A 23,212-nucleotide genomic window follows, 5' to 3' on the forward strand; every position below is an offset into this window, starting at 1 on the left:
TGGCACAAGCGGTGAGGACGGTCCGAGTGGCCGGGGCGGTTCGAGCGCTCAGCGGGGAGGTTGTCCACAGCCCCCGACGCACGCCGACGCGGCGTCGTAGGCTGGAGACCCCCCGGTCGCAACCCGCGCCGGGCACTTCGCGTTGCCCACCCCCGGACGAAAGCCGCCCTGAATGAGCCTGCACGGTCTGCTCGACGCCGTCGTCAAGGACGCCGCACTCGCGGAAGCGATCAAGGCGGCCGCTGACGGCAACCGCATGCACGTCGACCTGGTCGGCCCCCCGGCGGCGCGCCCCTTCGCGATCGCCGCCCTGGCCCGCGAGACCGGCCGCCCCGTCCTCGCGGTCACCGCCACCGGCCGCGAGGCCGAGGACCTGGCCGCCGCCCTGCGCACGCTGCTGCCGTCCGAAGGCGTCGTGGAGTACCCCTCCTGGGAGACGCTCCCGCACGAGCGGCTCAGCCCCCGCAGCGACACCGTCGGACGCCGCCTCGCCGTGCTGCGCCGCCTCGCTCACCCGAGCCCCGACGACCCCGAGACCGGCCCGGTCTCCGTCGTCGTCTCGCCCGTACGGTCCGTGCTCCAGCCGCAGGTCAAGGGCCTCGGCGACCTGGAGCCGGTGGCCCTGCGCACCGGGCAGAGCGTCGATCTGAACGACATCGTGGAAGCCCTCGCGGCCGCCGCCTACGCGCGCGTGGAGCTCGTCGAGAAGCGCGGCGAGTTCGCCGTGCGAGGCGGCATCCTGGACGTGTTCCCGCCCACCGAGGAACACCCCCTGCGTGTCGAGTTCTGGGGCGACGACGTCGAGGAGATCCGTTACTTCAAGGTCGCCGACCAGCGCTCCCTCGAGGTCGCCGAGCACGGCCTGTGGGCGCCGCCCTGCCGCGAGCTGCTGCTGACCGACGACGTCCGCGCACGCGCGCGTGCCCTCGCCGAACAGCACCCGGAGCTGGGTGAGCTGCTCAACAAGATCGCCGAGGGGATCGCGGTCGAGGGCATGGAGTCCCTCGCCCCGGTCCTGGTCGACGACATGGAGCTGCTGCTGGACGTGCTGCCCAAGGGCGCCATGGCCGTCGTGTGCGACCCGGAGCGGGTGCGCACGCGTGCCGCCGACCTGGTGGCCACGAGTCAGGAGTTCCTGCAGGCCTCCTGGGCGGCCACGGCGGGCGGCGGCGAGGCGCCCATCGACGTCGACGCGGCCTCCCTGTGGTCGATCGCGGACGTCCGCGAGCGCGCGCGTGAGCGGGACATGATGTGGTGGTCGGTGTCGCCGTTCGCCGCCGACGAGGAGCTGTCCGCGGACACCCTCAAGCTGGGCATGCATGCTCCGGAGACCTACCGCGGCGACACCGCGAAGGCCCTCGCGGACACCAAGGGCTGGCTCGCCGACGGCTGGCGCACGGTGTATGTGACCGAGGGCCACGGCCCCGCCTCCCGCACCGTCGAGGTGCTCGGCGGCGAGGGCATCGCGGCCCGTCTGGACGTCGACCTGGGCGAGCTGACCCCCTCGGTCGTGCATGTGTCCTGCGGCTCGATCGACTACGGCTTCGTCGACCCCGCGCTCAGGCTCGCCGTGCTCACCGAGACCGACCTGTCCGGGCAGAAGGCGGCCGGCCGGGACGGCGCCCGTATGCCCGCGCGGCGCCGCAAGACCATCGACCCGCTCACCCTGGAGCCGGGCGACTACATCGTTCACGAGCAGCACGGCGTCGGCCGCTACATCGAGATGGTGCAGCGCACCGTCCAGGGCGCCACCCGCGAGTACCTGGTCGTCGAGTACGCCCCCGCCAAGCGCGGCCAGCCCGGCGACCGCCTGTACATCCCCACCGACCAGCTGGAGCAGATCACCAAGTACGTCGGCGGCGAGTCGCCCACCCTGCACCGGCTCGGCGGCGCGGACTGGACGAAGACCAAGGCGCGCGCCAAGAAGGCCGTCAAGGAGATCGCGGCCGACCTGATCAAGCTGTACAGCGCGCGCATGGCCGCCCCCGGGCACGCGTTCGCCGGGGACTCGCCGTGGCAGCGCGAGCTGGAGGACGCGTTCCCGTACGTGGAGACCCCCGACCAGCTGACCACCATCGCCGAGGTCAAGGACGACATGGAGAAGTCGATTCCCATGGACCGCCTGGTCTGCGGCGACGTCGGCTACGGCAAGACCGAGATCGCGGTCCGGGCCGCCTTCAAGGCCGTACAGGACGGCAAGCAGGTCGCCGTCCTGGTGCCCACCACCCTGCTGGTGCAGCAGCACTTCGGCACGTTCTCCGAGCGGTATTCGCAGTTCCCGGTGAGCGTGAAGGCGCTCTCCCGCTTCCAGACCGACACCGAGGCGAAGACGACCCTGGAGGGCCTCCGGGAGGGCGCGGTCGACGTCGTCATCGGCACCCACCGGCTGTTCTCCTCGGAGACCAAGTTCAAGGACCTCGGCCTGGTCATCGTCGACGAGGAGCAGCGCTTCGGTGTCGAGCACAAGGAGCAGCTGAAGAAGCTCCGCGCCAACGTCGACGTGCTGACCATGTCGGCGACCCCGATCCCCCGCACCCTGGAGATGGCGGTCACCGGCATCCGCGAGATGTCCACGATCACCACCCCGCCGGAGGAGCGGCACCCGGTGCTCACCTTCGTCGGGCCGTACGAGGAGAGGCAGATCGGCGCCGCCATCCGCCGCGAACTGCTGCGCGAGGGCCAGGTCTTCTACATCCACAACCGGGTCGAGTCCATCGACCGCGCGGCCGCCCGCCTCCGGGAGATCGTCCCCGAGGCGCGTATCGCCACCGCCCACGGCCAGATGTCGGAATCGTCGCTGGAACAGGTCGTCGTCGACTTCTGGGAGAAGAAGTTCGACGTGCTCGTCTCCACGACGATCGTCGAGTCCGGCATCGACATCTCCAACGCCAACACCCTGATCGTCGAACGCGGCGACACCTTCGGCCTCTCCCAGCTGCACCAGCTGCGCGGCCGGGTCGGCCGGGGCCGGGAGCGCGGCTACGCGTACTTCCTGTACCCGCCGGAGAAGCCGCTGACCGAGACCGCGCACGAACGGCTCGCCACCATCGCCCAGCACACCGAGATGGGCGCCGGCATGTACGTGGCGATGAAGGACCTGGAGATCCGCGGCGCCGGAAACCTGCTCGGCGGCGAGCAGTCCGGGCACATCGCGGGCGTCGGCTTCGACCTGTACGTCCGTATGGTCGGCGAGGCGGTCGCGGACTACCGGCGGCAGCTGGAGACCGGCGGGATCGAGGAGGAACCGCCGCTCGAGGTCAAGATCGAGCTGCCCGTCGACGCACACGTCCCGCACGACTACGCGCCCGGCGAGCGGCTGCGCCTCCAGGCGTACCGGTCCATCGCCTCCGCCAACTCGGAGGAGGACATCAAGGCGGTTCGCGAGGAACTCACCGACCGCTACGGCAAGTTGCCCGAGCCGGTGGAGAACCTGCTGCTGGTCGCCGGGCTGCGGATGCTCGCCCGCGCGTGCGGGGTCGGCGAGATCGTGCTCCAGGGCGCCAACATCCGCTTCGCGCCGGTCGAGTTGCGTGAATCGCAGGAGCTGCGGGTCAAGCGTCTGTACCCGGGGACCGTCATCAAGCCGGCCGCCCACCAGGTGCTGGTGCCCCGCCCGAAGACCGCGAAGGTGGGCGGACAGCCCCTGGTGGGACGGGAGTTGCTGGGCTGGGTGGGAGAGTTCCTGGCGTCGGTCCTGGGCTCGTAGGATCGGTGAGGCGCGGCCTTTGCCGGTTACCTTGCCACTGGCCGCGCCTACGAACCGCAGCATCACGGCGGGCCGTACGGACGCCCATCGGTGACGGCGTTACACCCCTGAGGCGTGCGCACGGCTCGGCCATGCGTGCGCACGGCTCCGCGGGGCGTGCGGTACGGCGGTGAGAGGCGCGTAGGGCGCAGGGAGCACGGAAGGTGCTGGGAAGCCGGAAGTCGCCGGGAGCACGGAAGGCGCCCAGAGGTGTGCGGTCGCGGAACGGTTTGAGCGGGCGCGATGGCGAACCTCCCGAGCTTCTCCCTGGCGTCAAAGTGTTACCGATAAACGGCAGTTGACAGCCATACGCCCTTTTACGTCCTGTTCGATGCGAACCGTGCGGCCGCTACCGTGGGCCAGGAGAGATCCGCCCGTGCGGAGGCGGAAATGGGATGGAAGAGGGGTCGCACGTGACGCGTCTGAGGGGCGGGGCGGTCACCGCTGTCGTCGTGATCTTCGCCGTGGCCGGCTGTAAGGACCTGCAGGACAAGGGGAGCCCGGGAGCCCCGGGCGCGGGCGGCGGCGGGGGAGCGGCGCTGACCGCCGCCGACGCGCTGACCGTCAAGGGCCGGGCGCCGAAGACCGGTTATACCCGGGAGAAGTTCGGCTCCGCCTGGGCGGACACCGACTCCAACTCCTGCGATACGCGGGACGACATACTCAGGCGGGACCTCAAGGAGGTGAAGTTCACCGACGGCGACTGCAAGGTCTCCTCCGGCGTGCTGAACCCGGACCCCTACTCCGACAAGGAGGTCACCTACAAGCGCGGCCGCAGTCTGGTCGACATCGACCACCTCGTCGCCCTCTCGGACGCCTGGCAGAAGGGTGCCAAGTACTGGGACGCCAGCAAGCGCATAGCCCTGGCCAACGATCCGCTCAACCTGCTGGCCGTCGACGCGAGCGCCAACCGCGGCAAGGGTGACGGCGACACCGCCACCTGGCTCCCGCCCAACAAGTCCTACCGTTGCGCCTACGTCGCCGCGCAGGTGGCCGTGAAGAAGAAGTACGGCCTGTGGGTCACCGCGGCGGAGAAGGACGCGATGAAGAAGGTCCTCGCCACCTGCCCGAACCAGAAACTCCCGTCGGGCGGCAACCCGACCGAGGCCCCGGCACGGTTCCACGCGGGCTGAAAAGCGTGGCTGTGTGCCGGTGTCGATGCGGCATCGCCTCTGACCGGCCCTCCCCACACCGTCACCGAACCGCCCGGCACATGAACAGCTGGTCCGTTTACATTGACGTGATCTGCAAAGGATTCCACAAGGAGCAAGGGGAATTTCGAAGCGAAGTCGGACAGGTTGCCCAATAGGCGGTGCCGGAGATGATCCCGTCCTTCTGCTGCATTCACTCCCCGGGCGCAGGGTGGAAATAGGTTCCGTTATGAACCTTGGGCACCCGTGGATCGACGGCTCCCAGGCTGATCGTTTTCTGGCCTCGCCTCCCTATTCGCTGGCGCCTGGGTCCGGCGAACTGGTGACTCTGTGGAGGATGTGGAGTTCACCTGGCTCGTTCCCATTTATGCGGAAGAGTCGGAGTACGCCAAGCGTCGCGGTCTGGAGGCGTTGGAGGAGAGGCTGGAGAGGAAGGGGGTGAATCTCGTGGACCGGCGACGACTCTCCGTTGTCGGGCGCTGGTAGATCAGGAGACTTCGAGATTCCCGGGAAATGTCACGTCGCCGGCGTTCAGGGCTTGGACGAAGGTGGTGAAGGCGACGGGGGCGAAGGTGAGGGGGGCCCTGGCTGGGGTCTTGGAGTCGCGTATCGCTGTGTAGGTGGGGGCGGTCGCGATCTCCACGCAGTTGTTGCCGTCGCCGCCGCCGGAGTAGGACGACTTTCGCCAGTTGTCGGGGGTGGTCACGGGGTGCCTCACAGTTCCTTGGCCAGCCGGTGGATGAGGTCACGCGACCGCTCGGGGTCGAGTGACGCGGCTTCCACTCTACGGAAGAGTGTTCGAAAGACGCCGAGTTGAGCCTCGGAGTCGACGAATCCCGTGCCGTGGGGTGCGTCACGGACGGCTGTGTCCAGCTTGGGTACGGCTCCGCCCGCCAGCATCATGGCGCTCCAGGTCCCGCCGAAGTTGTCCAGGTCGAAGGGGATGACGCGCACGGTGACGTGGTCCGCCTCGGAGAGTTCCAGGACGCGGGCGAGTTGAGCCTGTGAGGTGGCGCGACCGCTGACCCTGATGCGCAGTGCCGCCTCGTGGATGACGGCCTCGTACGGGACGCGGACTTCGAGGATTACCTTGCGCTGCATGCGGTGACGGACGCGCAGTTCGAGTTCCTCATGGGGGAGTTCGGGGATCCTGGAGGAGAAGGCGGCGCGCGCGTAGTCCTCGGTCTGCAAGAGCCCGGGGATGTGCAGGAACTCCACGTCCTGGCGGTAGGTGGCGTGGTGCTCCAGCTCGGAGAGGTCGAGAAAAGCGGTCGGAAGCCGGCCTCGGTACTCCTCCCACCAGCCCTGAGTCCGGTCGGCTGCCATGGCGGCCAGCGCGTTGATGAACTCCTGGTCCGTGCAGGCGTAGTTGGCCGCGAGGCGGCGCACTCGGTTTTCGCTCACGCCGGAGGTTCCGGACTCGATCTGGCTGATCTGTACGGAGTTCACGCCGAGCAGGGCCGCTGCCTCGCGGGCGCTGAGGCCCGCCGCGTCGCGGAGTCGGCGCAGTTCGAAGGCCAGCCGAATCTGACGTGCCGTTGGTTCGCGCTTGCTCATCGCCCGCTCCTTGCGTCAACGCGCCTGTAGCCGCGTCTCGTTCGGAGGCCAGATTACGCGATCAGCTTGCTCGATCTTAAATCTAAGCTCTACTGTCGGTGATGCGACGCACACGCTGCGGAATCCCGGGACCCCGGAAGCGCACCGCCCCGTCCTGCCATGGCGGCCGCGGCACTGCCACCGCCCGCAGACCCCCGCAGCCCTCCGAAACCCCACCGCTGAACCGGAGTTGACGCATGCCCGAAACCGCCGAGAAGGAACCCTGGGAATACTCCCTCTACATCCCGAACGACCTGCGGGCCGTCACCGTAAGCCGCCGTACCCTCCGCCTGATCCTCACCATGCACGGCCTGATCGGCCTCGCCGACGTCGCCGAACTGGTCGCGACGGAACTGGTCTCCAACGCCGTACGCCACACCAAGGGCCCCGCAGCCCTGCGCGTGCGCTGGTCGGCCGGCGTGCTGCAGATCGGGGCGTGGGACGCCGACCCGCAGCCGCCCGAACCGTCGAGGGGGTTGACGGAACTCGCCGACACGGAGGAGGGGCGAGGGCTGGCGCTGGTGCGGGCCTGTTCCGATCTGTGGGGCTGGCAGCCGCTGACCAGGCAGGGCAGTCCGGGCAAGTATGTCTGGTGCCAATTGGCTGCCGCCTAGTCCCACGGCACCACGCCCGCGATCACCCCTCAGCGCGTCACCCCCAACCCCGAAACGAACCGCGGCCCATCCCCCCGGTGCTGCACCGGAAAGGTGACCTTGAGGCCCTGCTCATCGCCGGCCACCGTCAGATGGGTGACGTACTGCAATCCCAGGAAGGCCTTCTTCGAGCCGCCCGCCGAGACGTACGGGCGCGGCAGGTTCAGCAGCAGCTTGCCCGGTCTGCCGCCGCGGTTGCCGTCGAAGAAGAGCAGGCGCTGGTCGGTCATGACTATGTACAGCGGGCGGGGCGTGACCGTGGCCATGACCGTGCCCGCGCTGAGTACGCCGACCATCGCCGCGGTGAGCGCCTGCTTGCGGACGGACACCGAGCCGACGGCCGCCAGGCTCGTGAACTCCACCTGCTCACCCTGGAGCAGCAAGGGGGCCGCGGTTTCCAGCAGTTGGCGGGCGCGGCGGGCGTTGAGGGCCATGAGGGCTCCAGGGTGTGAAGGGAGACGGAGGACACAGAGAACGGCCCGCGTTCACACGCGGGCGGAAACGGAGGAACGTACGGACATTCGGTGAACGGAAGTTGGCCGGACAGTACGGCGACGGTCAAGCCGGTTCCCTGTTTTGGCCACCCTGACCTGGGCGTTCCCCGGCGGCGGCACTGTCACAGGCCTCGCTTAGGATCCGCCGCATGTCTCACCCCTCATCCTCCCTGCCGCCTCCCGACTTCGAGGTCGCCTCCGCCTTCCCCGAAGCCGCCTGGCTGCGGCAGGCCGCTACCGCGTCGGACTGGGGGGCGATCCGGAGTTACGTCGACGGGCTGCCGTACGGGACGGACCGCAGCTTCGCCGTCCGTGTGCTCGCGGAGGTGGCCGGGATCGAGGAGTGGCTGCGCCGCCTCGTCGACGTCGCGCCCGACGACGTACTCGCCCTCACCGTCCTCGGCGCCCGCGAGGTGAACATCGGGTGGGAGATACGGACTGCGGCGCGCGCCGAGCATGTCAGCCGCGAGCAGTTCGCCGGGCTGCGCGCGCATCTGCGGCAGGCCGAGCAGCTGCTGATCCGGGCCACCGCGCTCGACCCGACGCACGACGCGGCTTGGACCGAGCGGCTCACCACGGGCTGTACGGCGTCGACGCGCACACGATGGCGGTCGTGGACGCCGCAGTGCCGCCGGACGCCGTGGTCCGGCTGCCGCCCCGGCAGAGCCCGCCCAAGCCACAGACGGCCGCGGCGCCCGAAGGCAACGGCACACCACCGGACCGGCCCGCCCCCGCCCGGCGTACCGGACGCCAGACGGCGGCCCTGGTCGTCCTGGGCATCCTCGGCGGCCTCTTCGCCTTCCTGGCCCTCGCGTTCACGGTCTTCGGCGCCGACGATCCGGAGACCAGCACAGGGGAGTGGGCCGCCCTGGCGGGTTTCCTGTGGGCCGTCACCGCACTGCTCGCCTGGCCCGCCGTACGGATCCTGCGAGGCACCCGGCGCACATGAGGCGTGCGGCGCCGCGGCGCCACCTGAGCCCAGCCGGCTACCAGTCGCTTCTGGATCCCACCCACCCCAAGGAATCCGCCGTCCCTGAAGAGTTTGCCGTGCCTTGAGTGAATCTTGTGATGATCGGGGACGGGGGTTTCCCGATCTTGGTGGTGGGATCGGTTATGGTGCGATCCGCTCCGGAGCACTTGACACAGGAAGCGCATGGCCGCACCACATGGTGCGATGCGCCGACGGGGGCGCGCCAGGCTTCGACCTGGCCGGCCCGGAGCACACATCGTCTTTGGCCGGTACGCCGGGTGCGTGCCGTATGCCGTGATCGTGAATGGGGTGGGGATGGCCGAGCATCGGCAGTCCAAGAAGCGCAGATACATCACGTGGGCCGTGGCCGGCGCCGCCGTGGTCGCGGGGGGCGGCATCGCCGCGCAGACCTCGATGGCGGCCACCACCTGGCCCGCCCAGAAGACGTACACCGGCCGCGCCTTCGACACCTGCGCCGCGCCCTCCCTGGCCGCGATGAAGGCCTGGCACGGCGGCCTCTACGGCGCCGCCGCCGTCTACGTCGGCGGCAAGAACCGCGGCTGCAGCCAGCCCAACCTCACCGCCTCCTGGGTGAAGTCGGTCAGCACGGTCGGCTGGAAGCTCATCCCGCTCTACGTCGGCGCCCAGCCGCCCTGCCAGACCGGCTCCAGCCCCGAGAAGATCACCGCCTCCACCGCCTCCTCCCTCGGCGCGACCGACGGAGCGGACGCGGTGGCGAAGGCGTCGGCCCTGGGCATGAAGGCCGGCAGCCCGATCTACCTGGACATGGAGTCGTACGACATCACGAACACGTCGTGCAACAACGCCGTGCTCACCTACGTGCGCGCCTTTGACAAGACGCTGCGCGCGAAGACGTACCGGGCGGGCTACTACGGCTTCACCAGCTCCAGCGCCAAGGCGATCGCCAACGCGACCGACAAGACGGACCTGCCGGGCAACCTCTGGTACGCGCTGTGGGACAAGCAGAACACCACGACGACCGACTGGCCGTTCGGCAAGACCCAGTACACCGATCACAGCCGTGGCCACCAGTACATCGTCAACAGCAAGGAGACGCGCGGCGGTTACACCATCACCGTCGACCGGGACGCGTGGGACGCGCCCGTCGCGCTCACCGGCTGAGCCGCGGGTCGAGGAGCGAGGGATGAGGATCGTGCGGGTGCCCAAGAGGCTGGTCCGGCCGTACGTCGCGCGGGCCGGTCTCGCCGCGCTGCCCGTGGTCAGCCTGGGCCTGCTGTGCCCCGTACCGTCCCTCGTGCTCGCGCTGCGGCGCGGAAGCCGCGCGGACCGGTGGGTGTTCGGGGGGTTCGGCGCGGTGCTGGCGGCATCACCGCCGGGACCGCCGCCGAGGCCTGGCAGGGCATGCAGGACGCCTCCCGCAAGACACACGCGCGCGTGAGGTACGCACCGGTGACCGGGGAGCAGAGCGCCGCGGGCGCGCGCCCCTTCCTCAACGGTCTGCTCCAGCGCTCCTGCGACGTCGTCCTCGCCGACGGCCGGCCCGAGGCCACGGCCGCGGCGCAGACGGCACCGCGGTACCAGAAGGTCGGCTTCGTCCTCGTCGGGCCGAGGGCGATGACAAGGCCGGTACGCACGTGACCATCGTCCACACCGGTGACGGGCTGCGCGGCGATGTCGCCGGGGCCGTTGAAACGGCGGTGGACGCTCAGGGCTGAGCGGTCCGCACTGCGTGCGCCGTGTGCAAGACCGATGCGCGTCGGTGCCCGAAGTGCCGGTGAATCGTTGGTCGAATGGGTTGGCCAGAGCCTGCTCACTGCCTACCATCGATCATCGCAAGACTTTGTGCACCGTCGCACAATCTCCTCAGGAGGTTCCCCTTGCACCGCCGCCGTCGCACCGCGCTCGTCCTCACCGCCGCGATCGCCACCGCGGTCCCCTTCCTCACCGCCTGCGGAAGCGACGCGCACCCGGGCGCGGCGGCCGTCGTCGGCGGCCGGCGGATCACCGTCGCCCAGCTGGAGACCCGGGTGAACGAGGTTCGCCAGGCGCAGCGGGCGGCGGTGCCGGACGAGGCGCAGTACCAGCAGGTTCTCGCCGCCACCAGCAGCCTCACCCGGGACACCCTGCACAACATGGTCCTCGACCAGGTGCTGCACCGGGCCGCCCAGGACGCGGGCATCGGCGTCACCCGCAAGGACATCCAGCGGATGCGCACCGGCCTCGAACAGCAGGCCGGCGGCTCCAAGGCGCTCCAGACCGCCTGGCTCCAGAAGTACGGCATCGCCCCCAACCGCCTGGACGACAACCTCCGCCTCCAGCTGGAGGCCCAGAAACTCGCCCAGATCCTCGGCACCGACACCACCCAGCCCGCCTTCTGGAAGGCCCTGTCCAAGGCGTCCCAGGAACTCCACGTCGACCTCAACCCGCGCTACGGCGCCTGGGATGTCCAGAAGAGCAGCCGGGTGGACGCCAAGACGCCGTGGGTTCGGGAGGTCACGTCGTCGGGGACGCAGGTGACGGCGTAGGCGGGGCCGACGGCAGCGGTCATACGATCGCTTGATCATCCCCATCCTGTGGACAACGCCCGAGGTCGGCGGCGCGGGTGCGTTACGTTCGGATCGTGAACACCACCAGCCCGGAACCCTCTGCTCCTACCGCCCCCGACACCGGCCGAATCATCCTGCTCACCACCAGCCACCGCGTCGCCCCCGGCCTGCTGTCCTGGCCCGCCTGGCAGGCGCTGCGCTCGGCGGACCGCGTGCTGTGCGCGGACGGCGCGCATCCGCAGCTGCCGTATCTGCGGGAGGCCGGGACAGCCGTGGACGAGGCCGCTCCCACCGCTCAGGAGCTGGTCGACGCCTGCGCCGGCGGGCGAACCGTGGTGGTCGTGGCGACGGGCGAGGGCGAGCCGGCCCTCACCGACGGACTGGCCCGCCTCGCCGGCTCCGGCCGCCTCCGGATGCCCCAGCTGGAGCTGCTCCCCGCCTCCTACGACCTGCCCGGCGCCCGCCTCCTCGACCTTGTCCAGGTCATGGACCGCATCCGGGCGGAGTGCCCCTGGTCGTCCCAGAAGACCCACGAGGGCCTGGCGAAGTACGCCATCGAGGAGGCGTACGAACTCGTCGAGGCGATCGAGGCCGGCGACCGCGAGGAAATGCGGGAGGAACTGGGCGACGTGCTCCTCCAGGTCGTCTTCCACGCGCGCATCGCGGAGGAGGACGCGGACGCCCCCTTCTCGATCGACGACGTGGCGGGAGGCATCGTCGCGAAACTCATCCACCGCCACCCGCATGTCTTCGGCGAGGAAACCGCCTCGACACCGGAGGAGGTCAAGGAGCACTGGCTGCGTAGGAAGGCGATCGAGAAGCGGCGCGAGTCGGTGACCGACGGCATACCCCTCGCCCAGCCGGGTCTCGCCCTGGCGGCGAAACTCGCCTCCCGGGTGCGGACGGCGGGGCTGGCGGCGCCGTTGCCGACCGGCGAGGGCGTCGGCTACGAACTCCTGGCCCTGGCGGCACGCGCCGAGGCGGAGGGCGTGGACCCCGAGGCGGCCCTGCGGGCGGCGGCACGGGCCTACAGGGACGCGATCAGGGAGACGGAGCGCTGAGACCGTCAAGTCCACACCGGGACGGCCCGGCTTTGAGCACCGTGAGTCCAACGCCGCTCAGGGCGGAGGGGGACGTGGCGGACCGAGGCCGACGAACTGGCGATGGCGGGCGCCCGGAGGGTCGTCCAGGGCTGGGCGGTTCTGAAGGACGGCCCGAAGTCCCAGCGATGTCGGACGCTCCTCGCCGTCGAGCAGGGTCACTACCTCGCGCAGAGGATCTTGGCGGAGCGAGCCGTGTCCCCGCCGCACGCACCGGATACCGTCAAGGAGTGACCAACCAGCTCGACCCCGACGACACCACCGCCCCCGACCTCTTCACCTGGGAGTTCGCCGCCGACCCCTACCCCGCCTACGCCTGGCTCCGGGAGCACGCGCCGGTGCACCGCACCCGGCTTCCCAGTGGGGTCGAGGCCTGGCTGGTCACGCGCTACGCCGACGCCAAGCAGGCCCTGGCCGACCCCCGGCTGTCCAAGAACCCGGCGCATCACGACGAGCCCGCGCACGCCAAGGGAAAGACCGGGATCCCCGGGGAGCGCAAGGCCGAGCTGATGGCGCATCTGCTGAACATCGACCCGCCGAACCACACCCGGCTGCGGCGGCTGGTCAGCAAGGCGTTCACCCCGCGCCGGGTCGCCGAGTTCGCGCCCCGGGTGCAGGAGCTGACCGACCGGCTCATCGACGGGTTCGCGGACCGGGCCGAGGCCGACCTCATCCATGAGTTCGCCTTCCCGTTGCCCATCTACGCCATCTGCGACCTGCTGGGCGTCCCGCGTGAGGACCAGGACGACTTCCGGGACTGGGCGGGGATGATGATCCGGCACGGGGGAGGGCCGCGGGGCGGGGTCGCGCGGTCCGTGAAGAAGATGCGGGGATATCTGGCCGAGCTGATCCACCGGAAACGGGAGGCGCTGTCCGCCGAGCCGGCCCCCGGTGAGGACCTCATCTCCGGGCTCATCCGGGCCTCCGACCACGGCGAGCACCTCACCGAGAACGAGGCCGCCGCCTTGGCCTTCATCCTGCTGTTCGCCGGTTTCGAGACGACGGTCAATCTCATCGGGAACGGCACGTACGCCCTGCTCACCCACCCGGAACAGCGCCGTCGCCTCCAGGACTCTCTCGCCGCCGGTGAGCGCGGGCTCCTGGAGACCGGAGTCGAGGAACTCCTGCGCTACGACGGGCCGGTGGAGCTGGCCACCTGGCGGTTCGCCACCGAGCCGCTCGGCATCGGCGGACAGCGCATCGCACCCGGCGACCCGGTCCTCGTCGTACTCGCCGCCGCGGACCGGGACCCGGAGCGGTTCGCCGACCCGGACACGCTCGACCTCGCACGGCGGGACAACCAGCACCTCGGATACGGCCACGGCATCCACTACTGCCTCGGCGCCCCGCTCGCCCGCCTGGAAGGGCAGACCGCGCTCGCCACCCTCCTCAGCCGCCTCCCGGACCTGCGACTCGCGGTGGACGAGAGCGAGTTGCGATGGCGCGGTGGGCTCATCATGCGCGGACTGCGCACCCTCCCCGTGGAGTTCACTCCCTACGGCCGGTGAGCCCACCACCCGTGCCCACCACCGGTGCCCGCCACCGGCAAAGGTGACCAGCTCACGTCTGTAATCTTCACGTGATCTGCGCGGCGTTAACTTGTGACAGGTGATCGTCTGCCTATACGTTCACCCATCAGTGCGGCGCCCGGCAAGACCCGTCGCGCCGGTCAACGCTGTCGCTCGAAAGGTTTCCGCATGCTCTCCGGGAACGGTCGTCACCGTCGCCCCCGTCAGGCTCCGGCCCTGCTCGTCGCGGCAGGAGTGACCGGCTCGGCGATCGCCATCCCGCTCCTCGGCGCGGCGAGCGCCAACGCGGCCGACGGCACCACATGGGACCGCGTGGCCGAGTGCGAGAGCGGCGGCTCCTGGAGCATGGACACCGGCACCGGCTACTACGGCGGCCTGCAGATGTCCCAGGACGACTGGGACGCGTACGGCGGCACCCAGTACGCCGCCACGCCCGACCAGGCGAGCCGTTCGCAGCAGATAGCCGTCGCCGAGAAGATCCTCGCCGACCAGGGCACCAAGCCCTGGCGGACCTGCGCCCTGCTCGCCGGTCTCTCCTCGGACGACGCCTCGGTGAACGTCGACACGGGCCTCGGCGGATCGGTCGACACGTCCGGCTCTGCGGGCTCGTCCTCCGGGCTGTCGGATTCGTCCCCTTCATCTGGTTCATCAGCTTCATCTGGTTCATCGGATTCCGGCTCGTCCACCTCCTCCTCGGGTGCCACGGACTCCGGTGCCGGCTCCGCCACCCCGTCGCCGAGTACGAGCGGCGGCTCCGGTACGGGCACCCCCGGCGACTCCGCCAAGACGGACAAGTCGGGATCTAACGGCTCCGCCACCGCGAAGGCGAGTGAGAGCCCTGTCACGCCCAAAGCTGATGACTCGGACAATTCATGGCAGACCGGCGGCTCTTGGAGTCTGGTCGACACGGGGGCCGTCGGCGGTGGCGGCAAGCATCGCGGCGGCTCGGCGGATGAAAACGTGACAAACGGTCAGAACGCCACCATGTCCGGCCGTCACGCCTCCAGCGGCACCGGCACGTACACCGTCCGGGAGGGCGACACCCTCGCCTCCATCGCCGACTCCCTTGACCTCGACGGCGGATGGCGTGCCCTCTATGCCGCGAACAAGGCGGACATCGGCACCGACCCGAACCACATCGCCCCCGGTCAGACCCTGAAACTCGGCACCGAAACGGGCGCGAAGTAACGGGAGTTGGCACCTTCGGGCCGCCCCACTTAGAAGTTAAATGTCCGGTTTGGTGAAAGTGTGGGATGAGTCTCAGAAGCCCTGATCATCTTTGAAATTCACCTGATCGCCTGTTTACGGTCAAGGCCGCTCGTCACCACGAGCCCCGGCTGCCGCAACGCCGAGTCCTGCCAGCGGCCGCCCGGGAACAGTCGTCGCGTCAAGCGCCGTAGGCAGGAGCGGGGGACCCAAGGTAAGCGCCGGGACCGGCAGTTGAGACTGCCGTGTCCGGCTCGGGGTGAAGCCGCGCACCGCGAGGTGTGCGGCCGGGCAACTCAACCGGCCCGAACCCGACAGCTCACCTCGCAGGCGTCGGTGAGGGGATCCCATCATGCTGTTCTCCGGCAAGGGCAAGCACCGTCGTCCGTCCAAGGCCGTCCGCGCCATCGCTGTCGCCGGTGTCACCGGCGTCGCCGTCGCCGCCCCGCTGATGGCGTCCGGCACCGCCTCCGCCGCCACCGCCTCCGAGTGGGACACCGTCGCCCAGTGCGAGGCCGGCGGCAACTGGTCCATCAACACCGGCAACGGCTACTACGGCGGTCTGCAGTTCTCCGCCTCCACCTGGGCCGCGTACGGCGGCACCCAGTACGCCGCCACCGCCGACAAGGCCACCAAGGCGCAGCAGATCGAGATCGCCGAGAAGGTCCTCGGCGCGCAGGGCAAGGGCGCCTGGCCGGTCTGCGGCACGGGCCTGTCCGGCGCCGCCTCCACCGGCAGCGGCTCGTCCGCCGGCTCCAGCTCCTCCTCCGGCTCCAGCTCGTCGAACGGCGGCACCAGCAGCCGTACGACCGACAACCAGGCCGCCTCCCGGTCCGCCGAGCGCCCGGTCGCCAAGAAGACCGTCACCACCCCGACCGGCAAGAAGGTCAAGAAGGGCGACGGCGAGTACAAGGTCGTCAAGGGCGACACGCTGAGCTCGATCGCCGAGAAGCACAAGGTCAAGGGCGGCTGGCAGGCGCTGTTCAAGCTGAACAAGGACATCGTCGACGATGCCGACTTCATCTACCCGGGCCAGCAGCTGCACCTGAAGTAAGGACACGGACGGCCGCCGTGAGTAACAGGCGGCGCCCGGCTGAACCACAGCGCCCGCACAACCGTGGTCCTCATAGTGGGGACCACGTGAGGGCCACCCCCGTCCCCCACGGACCCCGCTCCGGTGCGTTTTCCCCCGTACGCACCGGAGCGGGGTTTCTCTTTGCCGTCCTCTTCTTGACCCGCTCTTCGTCCGTTCTTCATCGGGCCCCCCTTTGTTCCGTGCGTGAACAATGGGTACCGTCTGTGTGTCCACGGGCCGGTCGGTCGGCTGGCTGACGGCGCCGGGACGGTTAGGCTCTAGTCGCAAGGCTGAGCAAGGGCCGACAAGGCCCGCGTGCGCCCGCACAACCAGCGTCACATCCCAAGAAGGAGATGCTCGTGCCGTCCATCGACGTCGTCGTAGCCCGGGAAATCCTGGACTCCCGAGGCAACCCCACGGTCGAGGTCGAGGTCGGCCTCGACGACGGCAGCACGGGTCGTGCCGCCGTCCCGTCCGGCGCCTCCACCGGTGCCTTCGAGGCCATCGAGCTCCGTGACGGTGACCCCAACCGCTACCTGGGCAAGGGCGTCGAGAAGGCCGTCCTCGCCGTGATCGAGCAGATCGGGCCGGAGCTGGTCGGCTACGACGCCACCGAGCAGCGCCTGATCGACCAGGCCATGTTCGACCTGGACGCCACCGACAACAAGGGCTCGCTCGGCGCAAACGCCATCCTCGGCGTCTCCCTCGCCGTCGCCCACGCCGCCTCCGAGGCCAGCGACCTGCCGCTGTTCCGCTACCTGGGCGGCCCGAACGCGCACCTGCTGCCGGTGCCGATGATGAACATCCTCAACGGCGGCTCGCACGCGGACTCCAACGTCGACATCCAGGAGTTCATGATCGCCCCGATCGGCGCGGAGACCTTCTCCGAGGCGCTGCGCTGGGGTGCCGAGGTCTACCACACCCTGAAGAAGGTCCTGAAGAACAAGGGCCTGTCAACCGGCCTCGGTGACGAGGGCGGCTTCGCACCGAACCTCGGCTCCAACCGCGACGCCCTCGACCTCATCCTCGAGGCCATCAAGCAGGCCGGCTACATCCCCGGCGAGCAGATCGCGCTCGCGCTCGACGTCGCCGCGTCCGAGTTCTACAAGGACGGCAAGTACGAGTTCGAGGGCAAGTCCCGCTCGGCCGCCGAGATGACCGAGTACTACGAGGAGCTCGTCGCCGCCTATCCGCTGGTCTCCATCGAGGACCCGCTGTTCGAGGACGACTGGGCCGGCTGGAAGGTCATCACCGACAAGCTCGGCGACAAGGTCCAGCTGGTCGGCGACGACCTGTTCGTCACCAACCCGGAGCGCCTCGCCCGCGGCATCGAGGAGGGCACGGCCAACGCCCTGCTGGTCAAGGTCAACCAGATCGGCTCGCTGACCGAGACCCTGGACGCCGTCGAGATGGCCCAGCGCAACGGCTTCAAGTGCATGATGTCCCACCGCTCCGGCGAGACCGAGGACGTCACCATCGCCGACCTCGCCGTCGCCACGAACTGCGGCCAGATCAAGACCGGCGCCCCGGCCCGCTCCGAGCGCGTCGCCAAGTACAACCAGCTGCTGCGCATCGAGGAGATCCTCGACGACGCGGCGGTGTACGCCGGCCGCAGCGCCTTCCCGCGGTTTCGCTCCGCGGACCACTGAGCACAGCAAGGGCTGACCCGTTAAGGGTCACGGCTGCGCCAGTCGTACGTACGTCCCCGTACCGGTCCCGTACCGTGTGCGGGGACGTACGCGCGTGTGAACGGGAGGCGGGGACATGGCCGTGAAGGACCGGGACCGGTTCTCCACCGCGACCAGGCTCAGGCTGCTCGGCGAACAGACGGCGGCCCGGGTCTACCGCTCCCAGACCCGGCGCCAGGCCCGCCGCTCCCGGCTCACCGGCCGCGCCGCGCTGCTCGCGATCGTGCTGTGCACGATGATCGTCGCGCTCGCCTATCCGATGCGGCAGTACGTCTCCCAGCGCGCCGAGATCGCCGACCTGGAACGGCAGCAGGAGCGGGCCCGGCAGCGGGTCGAGCAACTGCGGGACCTCAAGGCCCGGTGGCAGGACGACGCGTACGCGCAGCAGCAGATCCGGGAGCGGCTGCACTATGTGATGCCGGGGGAGACCGGGTACGTCGTGATCGACCCCGCTGCCGCCAAGCAGGCGCACGCCTACCTCGGGACGGCCGACCGGCCCTGGTACGCGAACGTCTGGGACGGCGTCGACAAGTCCGACGCGTCCGACCAGTGAACCGACAGAAAGCCGCACAGAACACAGTCATGGAAACGCCTCCGCCCTCCACCCCGCGTACCGAGCCCACCGACGCGGACGTCGAGGCCTTCAAGCAGCAGCTCGGGCGGCCGCCGCGCGGGTTGCGGGCGATCGCACACCGGTGCCCGTGCGGGCAGCCGGACGTCGTGGAGACCGCGCCGCGGCTGCCGGACGGCACGCCGTTCCCGACGCTGTACTACCTGACGTGCCCCAAGGCCGCGTCCGCCATCGGCACCCTTGAGGCCAACGGCGTGATGAAGGAGATGACGGCGCGGCTGGAGAGCGATCCGGAGCTGGCGGCGGCGTACCGGGCCGCGCACGAGGACTACATCCGGCGCCGGGACGAGATCGAGGAACTGACGGGGTTCCCGAGCGCCGGCGGGATGCCGGACCGGGTGAAGTGCCTGCATGTGCTGGTGGCGCACTCGCTGGCCGCGGGGCCCGGCGTGAACCCGCTCGGTGACGAGGCGATCGCCATGCTGCCGGAGTGGTGGCTCAAGGGGGCGTGCGTGGTCACAGGGACGGCCGAGACGTCACGAACAGAGAAGGAACACCACTCATGACCCGCGTCGCCGCCATCGACTGTGGCACCAACTCCATCCGGCTGCTCGTCGCCGACGCCGACCCCCAGACCGGGGAGCTCGTCGATCTGGACCGGCGGATGGTGATCGTGCGGCTCGGGCAGGGGGTGGACCGGACCGGCCGGCTCGCGCCGGAGGCGCTGCAGCGGACCTTCGCCGCCTGCCGGGAGTACGCGGCGGTCATCAAGGAGTACGGGGCGCAGCGGCTGCGATTCGTGGCCACCTCCGCCTCCCGGGACGCCGAGAACCGGGACGAGTTCGTGCGCGGGGTGCTGGACATCCTCGGTGTCGAGCCGGAGGTCATCAGCGGTGACCAGGAGGCCGAGTTCTCCTTCACGGGTGCGACGAAGGAGCTGGCGGGACGCGACGACCTCGCCAAGCCATTCCTCGTCGTGGACATCGGCGGCGGCTCCACCGAGTTCGTCGTCGGGGACGAGCACGTGCGGGGCGCCCGGTCCGTGGACATCGGCTGTGTGCGGATGACCGAGCGGCATCTGGTGCACGAGGGGCACGTCAGCGACCCGCCGACCGAGGCCGAGATCGCCTCCATGCGGGCCGACATCGAGCGCGCCCTCGACCTGGCGGAGCAGACCGTGCCGCTGCGCGAGGCGCACACCCTGGTCGGTCTGGCCGGATCCGTCACCACCCTCTCCGCCATCCACCAGGACCTGCCGGAGTACGACTCCGACGCCATCCACCACTCCCGCATCCCCTACGCCCGGGTCCGGGAGATCACCGAGTGGCTGCTGCGGTCGACGCACGCCGAGCGGGCGGCCGTGCCCTCCATGCACCCCGGCCGCGTCGACGTCATCGGCGCCGGTGCCCTCGTCCTCCAGGCGATCATGGAACGGGTGGGTGCGCAGGAGGTCGTGGTGAGCGAGCACGACATCCTGGACGGCATCGCCTGGTCCATCGCCTGACCCCGGCGACCGCCTCGCATGAGCGTGCGGATTGACGGGTGAGCGCCCCCGGCGACCCGAGACACGCCGTGCCACGACACACCGCCGGAAAACTTCGTGAAGTTCTTCACAAGGAATTCGGCGCAGGTGGCGGATCCCGGGGTCCTCGTTGGACCGTTGGGGGGCTCAGCAGGCCCGAGCGGGTGCTCAGGAGAGCGTTCCGGGGGTGTTCCGGAAGGTGCTCGTGAGGGTGACATCGGGTGCCTTCACAGGGCCCCCGGAAGCCTGGAGGGGCAGCTCACACGGCATTGACAACGGGTCGTATCGGAAGTGGGTTCCCGCCGCTGACCATGACCTGTGTCACGTGAGCGGCGCAGTGTAGCACGACCCCTGAGGAAGCTTGTGAAGGGGCGCACGAGCGACCCCCTGGGGGCAGGTGGATACTCGATGCCATGAGCACCACGGAGCGTCCCAGGATCCTCGTAGTAGGCGGTGGGTACGTAGGCCTGTACGCAGCTCGGCGCATTCTCAAGAAGATGCGCTACGGCGAGGCGACCGTCACGGTCGTCGACCCCCGGTCGTACATGACCTACCAGCCCTTCCTCCCCGAAGCTGCCGCCGGCAGTATCTCCCCTCGCCACGTCGTCGTCCCGCTGCGACGCGTGCTGCCGAAGGCGGAGGTCCTCACCGGCCGGGTCACCACCATCGACCAGGACCGCAAGGTCGCCACCGTCGCCCCGCTGGTCGGCGAGGCGTACGAGCTGCCCTTCGACTACCTGGTCATCGCGCTCGGCGCGGTCTCCCGGACCTTCCCGATCCCCGGCCTCGCCGAGCAGGGCATCGGCATGAAGGGCATCGAGGAGTCCATCGGCCTGCGCAACCACGTCCTCGAGCAGCTGGACAAGGCCGACTCCACGACCGACGAGGAGATCCGCCGCAAGGCGCTCACCTTCGTCTTCATCGGCGGTGGCTTCGCGGGCGCGGAGACCATCGGCGAGGTGGAGGACATGGCCCGCGACGCGGCGAAGTACTACAAGAACGTGTCCCGTGAGGACATGCGCTTCGTCCTCGTCGACGCCGCGGACAAGATCCTTCCCGAGGTCGGCCCCAAGCTCGGCCTGTACGGCAAGGAGCACCTGGAGAGCCGCGGTGTGGAGATCTACCTCTCCACCTCGATGGACTCCTGCGTCGGCGGCCACGTCGTGCTGAAGAACGGCCTGGAGGTCGACTCCAACACGATCGTGTGGACCGCGGGTGTGAAGCCGAACCCGGCGCTCTCCCGCTTCGGTCTGCCGCTCGGCCCGCGCGGTCATGTGGACACCGCCCCCACCCTCCAGGTGCAGGGCACCGACTACATCTGGGCCGCGGGCGACAACGCCCAGGTGCCGGACGTCGCCGCCCGCAAGGCCGGTGTGGAGAACGCCTGGTGCCCGCCGAACGCGCAGCACGCGCTGCGTCAGGCCAAGGTCCTCGGCGACAATGTGGTCTCCGGTATGCGCGGCTTCCCGCAGAAGGAGTACAGCCACGCCAACAAGGGCGCGGTCGCTGGTCTGGGTCTGCACAAGGGCGTCGCGATGATCGTCCTGGGCAAGACGAAGATCAAGCTCAAGGGCCGTCTCGCCTGGTACATGCACCGTGGCTACCACGGTCTGGCGATGCCGACCTGGAACCGTAAGATCCGCATCTTCGCCGACTGGACGCTCGGCATGTTCCTCAAGCGCGAGGTCGTGTCCCTGGGTGCCATGGAGAACCCCCGCGAGGAGTTCTACGAGGCCGCCAAGCCGGCTCCGGTCGCCGCCCCGAAGACCGAGGAGAAGGCCAAGGCCTCCTGACCTCGGCCACCGGTCACCGAATCACCCGAAGGACCTCCCGCCATCCGTGGTGCGGGAGGTCCTTCGGCGTTCCCGCAAGCGCCCAACTGCGTGGCCGCTACAGCTATTTTGCCGAGTCGTAACTCCTTTGCGGGACTGCGCTGCCGCCCTCACGGTGTTTACGTGGTACCCGGCATCCGGGATCGTCGTCTTGGAGGTGTGCGCCATGGCCGACGCCGCGTCGCGGCTGAGGAGTGTTGCCGAGCAGGTGCTGGGAGTTCCGCTCCCGGTGCGGCTGCGGGCCTGGGACGGATCGCAGGCCGGACCGCCCGACGCGCCGGCGCTCGTGATCCGTAACCGCCGTGCCCTGCGTTACATGCTGTTCAAGCCGGGTGAACTGGGCCTGGCCCGCGCCTGGGTCGCCGGCGATCTGGACATCGAGGGCGACCTGTACACCGTCCTGGCGGCGATGGCCGGACTGATCTGGGAGCGCGGGGAGGACGGCCGTACCCTCGCCCAGGCCCTGCGTGACCCCGAGGTGCGGGCCGCCGCCCGGGAGCTGCTGAAGCTCGCCGGACCGCCCGTCCCGCCGGCCCCGCCCCGAGAGGAGGTACGCAGACGCCGCCATCTGCACACCCGCCGCAGTGACAAACAGGCCATCAGCCACCACTACGACGTGGGGAACGACTTCTACGAGATCGTCCTCGGGCCGTCGATGGTCTACTCGTGCGCCTACTGGGAGGACGACGGCACCCTGGAGACCGCCCAGCGCGACAAGCTCGAACTCATCTGCCGCAAGCTCGGTCTGAAGCCGGGTCAGCGGCTGCTCGACGTCGGCTGCGGCTGGGGCTCGATGGCCGTCCACGCGGCCCGCGAGCACGGCGTGAGCGTCGTCGGGGTCACCCTCTCCCAGGAGCAGGCCGCGTACGCCCGTAAACGGGTCGCGGACGAGGGTCTGACGGACCGCGTGGAGATCAGGGTCCAGGACTACCGGGACGTCAGGGACGGGCCGTACGACGCGATCTCGTCCATCGGGATGGCCGAGCACGTGGGGGCGGAGAAGTACCTGGACTACGCGAGTGATCTGTACGCGCTGCTGAAGCCGGGCGGGCGGCTGCTCAACCATCAGATCGCGCGGCGGCCGCGGCGCGAGGAGGCGGCGTACCACGTCGACCAGTTCATCGACGCCTATGTCTTCCCGGACGGGGAACTCGCCCCGATCGGCACCACCGTCACCCAACTGGAGCGGGCCGGGTTCGAGGTGAGGGACGTGGAATCCATCCGCGAGCACTACGCCCGGACCCTGCGCCAGTGGGTGGCCCGCCTGGAGGCCGACTGGGAGCGGGCGGTACGGCTCACCAGCCCCGGCCGGGCCCGCGTCTGGCGGCTGTACATGGCCGCCTCCGCGCTCGCCTTCGAACGCAACCGCATCGGCGTCAACCAGGTGCTGGCCGTCAGGACCCCCGAGCCGGGTGCGTCAGGGCTGCCGCTGCGCACCCGTAGCTGGAACTGAGGGCACAGCAGGAAGGGGCCCCACACGCGCGGGTGGGGCCCCTTCGCCGTCCGGTACGCTACTAGGACGTGTTCGCCGCCCGCAAGTTAAGCCGCGCCG

At 69.9% G+C, this 23,212-nt stretch carries 22 protein-coding genes and 1 riboswitch; of the genes, 18 read left to right on the top strand and 4 right to left on the bottom strand.

Annotation, left to right across the window (positions count from 1 at the left end; genetic code table 11):
- Positions 1–172 precede the first annotated feature (172 nt).
- The 3 genes from mfd (at position 173) to ABZ396_RS08870 (ending at position 5,382) form a co-directional block, all read left to right on the top strand.
- Positions 173–3,706, top strand: coding sequence for a transcription-repair coupling factor (gene mfd / locus ABZ396_RS08860; protein ID WP_358925023.1), 3,534 nt, complete (start codon positions 173–175; stop codon positions 3,704–3,706).
- A 452-nt stretch (positions 3,707–4,158) separates the two neighbouring features.
- Positions 4,159–4,878, top strand: coding sequence for an HNH endonuclease family protein (locus tag ABZ396_RS08865; protein ID WP_358925021.1), 720 nt, complete (start codon positions 4,159–4,161; stop codon positions 4,876–4,878).
- 357 nt (positions 4,879–5,235) lie between these two features.
- Entirely contained in the window at positions 5,236–5,382 is a 147-nt protein-coding gene (locus ABZ396_RS08870) for a suppressor of fused domain protein (RefSeq protein WP_359184196.1), read from the top strand.
- Between the two features lies 1 nt (position 5,383).
- Here the strand turns inward: ABZ396_RS08870 and ABZ396_RS08875 are convergent, their stop codons facing one another.
- Together ABZ396_RS08875 and ABZ396_RS08880 are read right to left on the bottom strand one after the other, a co-directional pair.
- Positions 5,384–5,602, bottom strand: a complete 219-nt coding sequence (locus ABZ396_RS08875; RefSeq protein ID WP_358925017.1) for a DUF397 domain-containing protein — start codon at positions 5,600–5,602, stop codon at positions 5,384–5,386.
- 8 nt (positions 5,603–5,610) lie between these two features.
- Positions 5,611–6,453 (bottom strand): helix-turn-helix transcriptional regulator, encoded by an 843-nt coding sequence (locus tag ABZ396_RS08880; protein ID WP_358925015.1) that lies wholly within the window; start codon positions 6,451–6,453, stop codon positions 5,611–5,613.
- A gap of 236 nt (positions 6,454–6,689) precedes the next feature.
- On the opposite strand from ABZ396_RS08880, the gene ABZ396_RS08885 reads away from it, so the two are divergent.
- Positions 6,690–7,106 (top strand): ATP-binding protein, encoded by a 417-nt coding sequence (locus ABZ396_RS08885; RefSeq protein ID WP_358925013.1) that lies wholly within the window; start codon positions 6,690–6,692, stop codon positions 7,104–7,106.
- 29 nt (positions 7,107–7,135) lie between these two features.
- Here the strand turns inward: ABZ396_RS08885 and ABZ396_RS08890 are convergent, their stop codons facing one another.
- Positions 7,136–7,579 carry a hypothetical protein gene (locus ABZ396_RS08890; protein ID WP_358925012.1) on the bottom strand — a complete coding sequence of 148 codons (444 nt, stop codon included), beginning with the start codon at positions 7,577–7,579 and terminating at the stop codon, positions 7,136–7,138.
- Positions 7,580–7,800: 221 nt separating this feature from the next.
- On the bottom strand, positions 7,801–8,187 hold the full coding sequence (locus tag ABZ396_RS08895; RefSeq protein WP_358925010.1) for a hypothetical protein: 387 nt from the start codon (positions 8,185–8,187) through the stop codon (positions 7,801–7,803).
- A 65-nt stretch (positions 8,188–8,252) separates the two neighbouring features.
- Between ABZ396_RS08895 and ABZ396_RS08900 the strand changes: the two genes are divergently transcribed.
- From ABZ396_RS08900 to ABZ396_RS08965, 14 genes are all read left to right on the top strand, one after another.
- Positions 8,253–8,588, top strand: a complete 336-nt coding sequence (locus ABZ396_RS08900; RefSeq protein WP_359184179.1) for a hypothetical protein — start codon at positions 8,253–8,255, stop codon at positions 8,586–8,588.
- Positions 8,589–8,924: 336 nt separating this feature from the next.
- Complete coding sequence (locus ABZ396_RS08905; protein WP_358925006.1) at positions 8,925–9,752, top strand: glycoside hydrolase domain-containing protein; 828 nt, start codon at positions 8,925–8,927, stop codon at positions 9,750–9,752.
- A gap of 273 nt (positions 9,753–10,025) precedes the next feature.
- Positions 10,026–10,229: a hypothetical protein gene (locus ABZ396_RS08910; RefSeq protein WP_358925004.1), complete on the top strand. Its 204-nt coding sequence runs from the start codon at positions 10,026–10,028 to the stop codon at positions 10,227–10,229.
- Positions 10,230–10,468: 239 nt separating this feature from the next.
- Entirely contained in the window at positions 10,469–11,116 is a 648-nt protein-coding gene (locus tag ABZ396_RS08915) for a SurA N-terminal domain-containing protein (protein WP_358925002.1), read from the top strand.
- A 95-nt stretch (positions 11,117–11,211) separates the two neighbouring features.
- On the top strand, positions 11,212–12,198 hold the full coding sequence (locus tag ABZ396_RS08920; RefSeq protein WP_358925000.1) for a nucleoside triphosphate pyrophosphohydrolase: 987 nt from the start codon (positions 11,212–11,214) through the stop codon (positions 12,196–12,198).
- Between the two features lie 269 nt (positions 12,199–12,467).
- Positions 12,468–13,745, top strand: coding sequence for a cytochrome P450 (locus tag ABZ396_RS08925; RefSeq protein WP_358924998.1), 1,278 nt, complete (start codon positions 12,468–12,470; stop codon positions 13,743–13,745).
- A 189-nt stretch (positions 13,746–13,934) separates the two neighbouring features.
- Positions 13,935–14,954 carry a transglycosylase family protein gene (locus ABZ396_RS08930; RefSeq protein WP_358924997.1) on the top strand — a complete coding sequence of 340 codons (1,020 nt, stop codon included), beginning with the start codon at positions 13,935–13,937 and terminating at the stop codon, positions 14,952–14,954.
- Positions 14,955–15,148: 194 nt separating this feature from the next.
- A riboswitch (cyclic di-AMP (ydaO/yuaA leader) is annotated at positions 15,149–15,320 on the top strand.
- A 4-nt stretch (positions 15,321–15,324) separates the two neighbouring features.
- Positions 15,325–16,026 (top strand): transglycosylase family protein, encoded by a 702-nt coding sequence (locus tag ABZ396_RS08935; protein ID WP_358924995.1) that lies wholly within the window; start codon positions 15,325–15,327, stop codon positions 16,024–16,026.
- A gap of 374 nt (positions 16,027–16,400) precedes the next feature.
- Positions 16,401–17,696 (top strand): phosphopyruvate hydratase, encoded by a 1,296-nt coding sequence (gene eno / locus ABZ396_RS08940; protein WP_358924993.1) that lies wholly within the window; start codon positions 16,401–16,403, stop codon positions 17,694–17,696.
- A 115-nt stretch (positions 17,697–17,811) separates the two neighbouring features.
- On the top strand, positions 17,812–18,288 hold the full coding sequence (locus ABZ396_RS08945; protein ID WP_358924991.1) for a septum formation initiator family protein: 477 nt from the start codon (positions 17,812–17,814) through the stop codon (positions 18,286–18,288).
- A 29-nt stretch (positions 18,289–18,317) separates the two neighbouring features.
- Positions 18,318–18,872, top strand: coding sequence for a DUF501 domain-containing protein (locus ABZ396_RS08950; RefSeq protein WP_358924989.1), 555 nt, complete (start codon positions 18,318–18,320; stop codon positions 18,870–18,872).
- Positions 18,869–19,810, top strand: coding sequence for a Ppx/GppA phosphatase family protein (locus ABZ396_RS08955; RefSeq protein ID WP_358924987.1), 942 nt, complete (start codon positions 18,869–18,871; stop codon positions 19,808–19,810). Before ABZ396_RS08950 ends, ABZ396_RS08955 begins: the two co-directional genes overlap by 4 nt.
- Before the next feature lie 431 nt (positions 19,811–20,241).
- Positions 20,242–21,621: an NAD(P)/FAD-dependent oxidoreductase gene (locus ABZ396_RS08960; RefSeq protein WP_358924985.1), complete on the top strand. Its 1,380-nt coding sequence runs from the start codon at positions 20,242–20,244 to the stop codon at positions 21,619–21,621.
- 205 nt (positions 21,622–21,826) lie between these two features.
- Complete coding sequence (locus ABZ396_RS08965; protein WP_358924983.1) at positions 21,827–23,113, top strand: class I SAM-dependent methyltransferase; 1,287 nt, start codon at positions 21,827–21,829, stop codon at positions 23,111–23,113.
- Positions 23,114–23,212 lie beyond the last annotated feature (99 nt).

This window comes from Streptomyces sp. NPDC005866 (assembly GCF_040629895.1).
Lineage (GTDB): Bacteria > Actinomycetota > Actinomycetes > Streptomycetales > Streptomycetaceae > Streptomyces.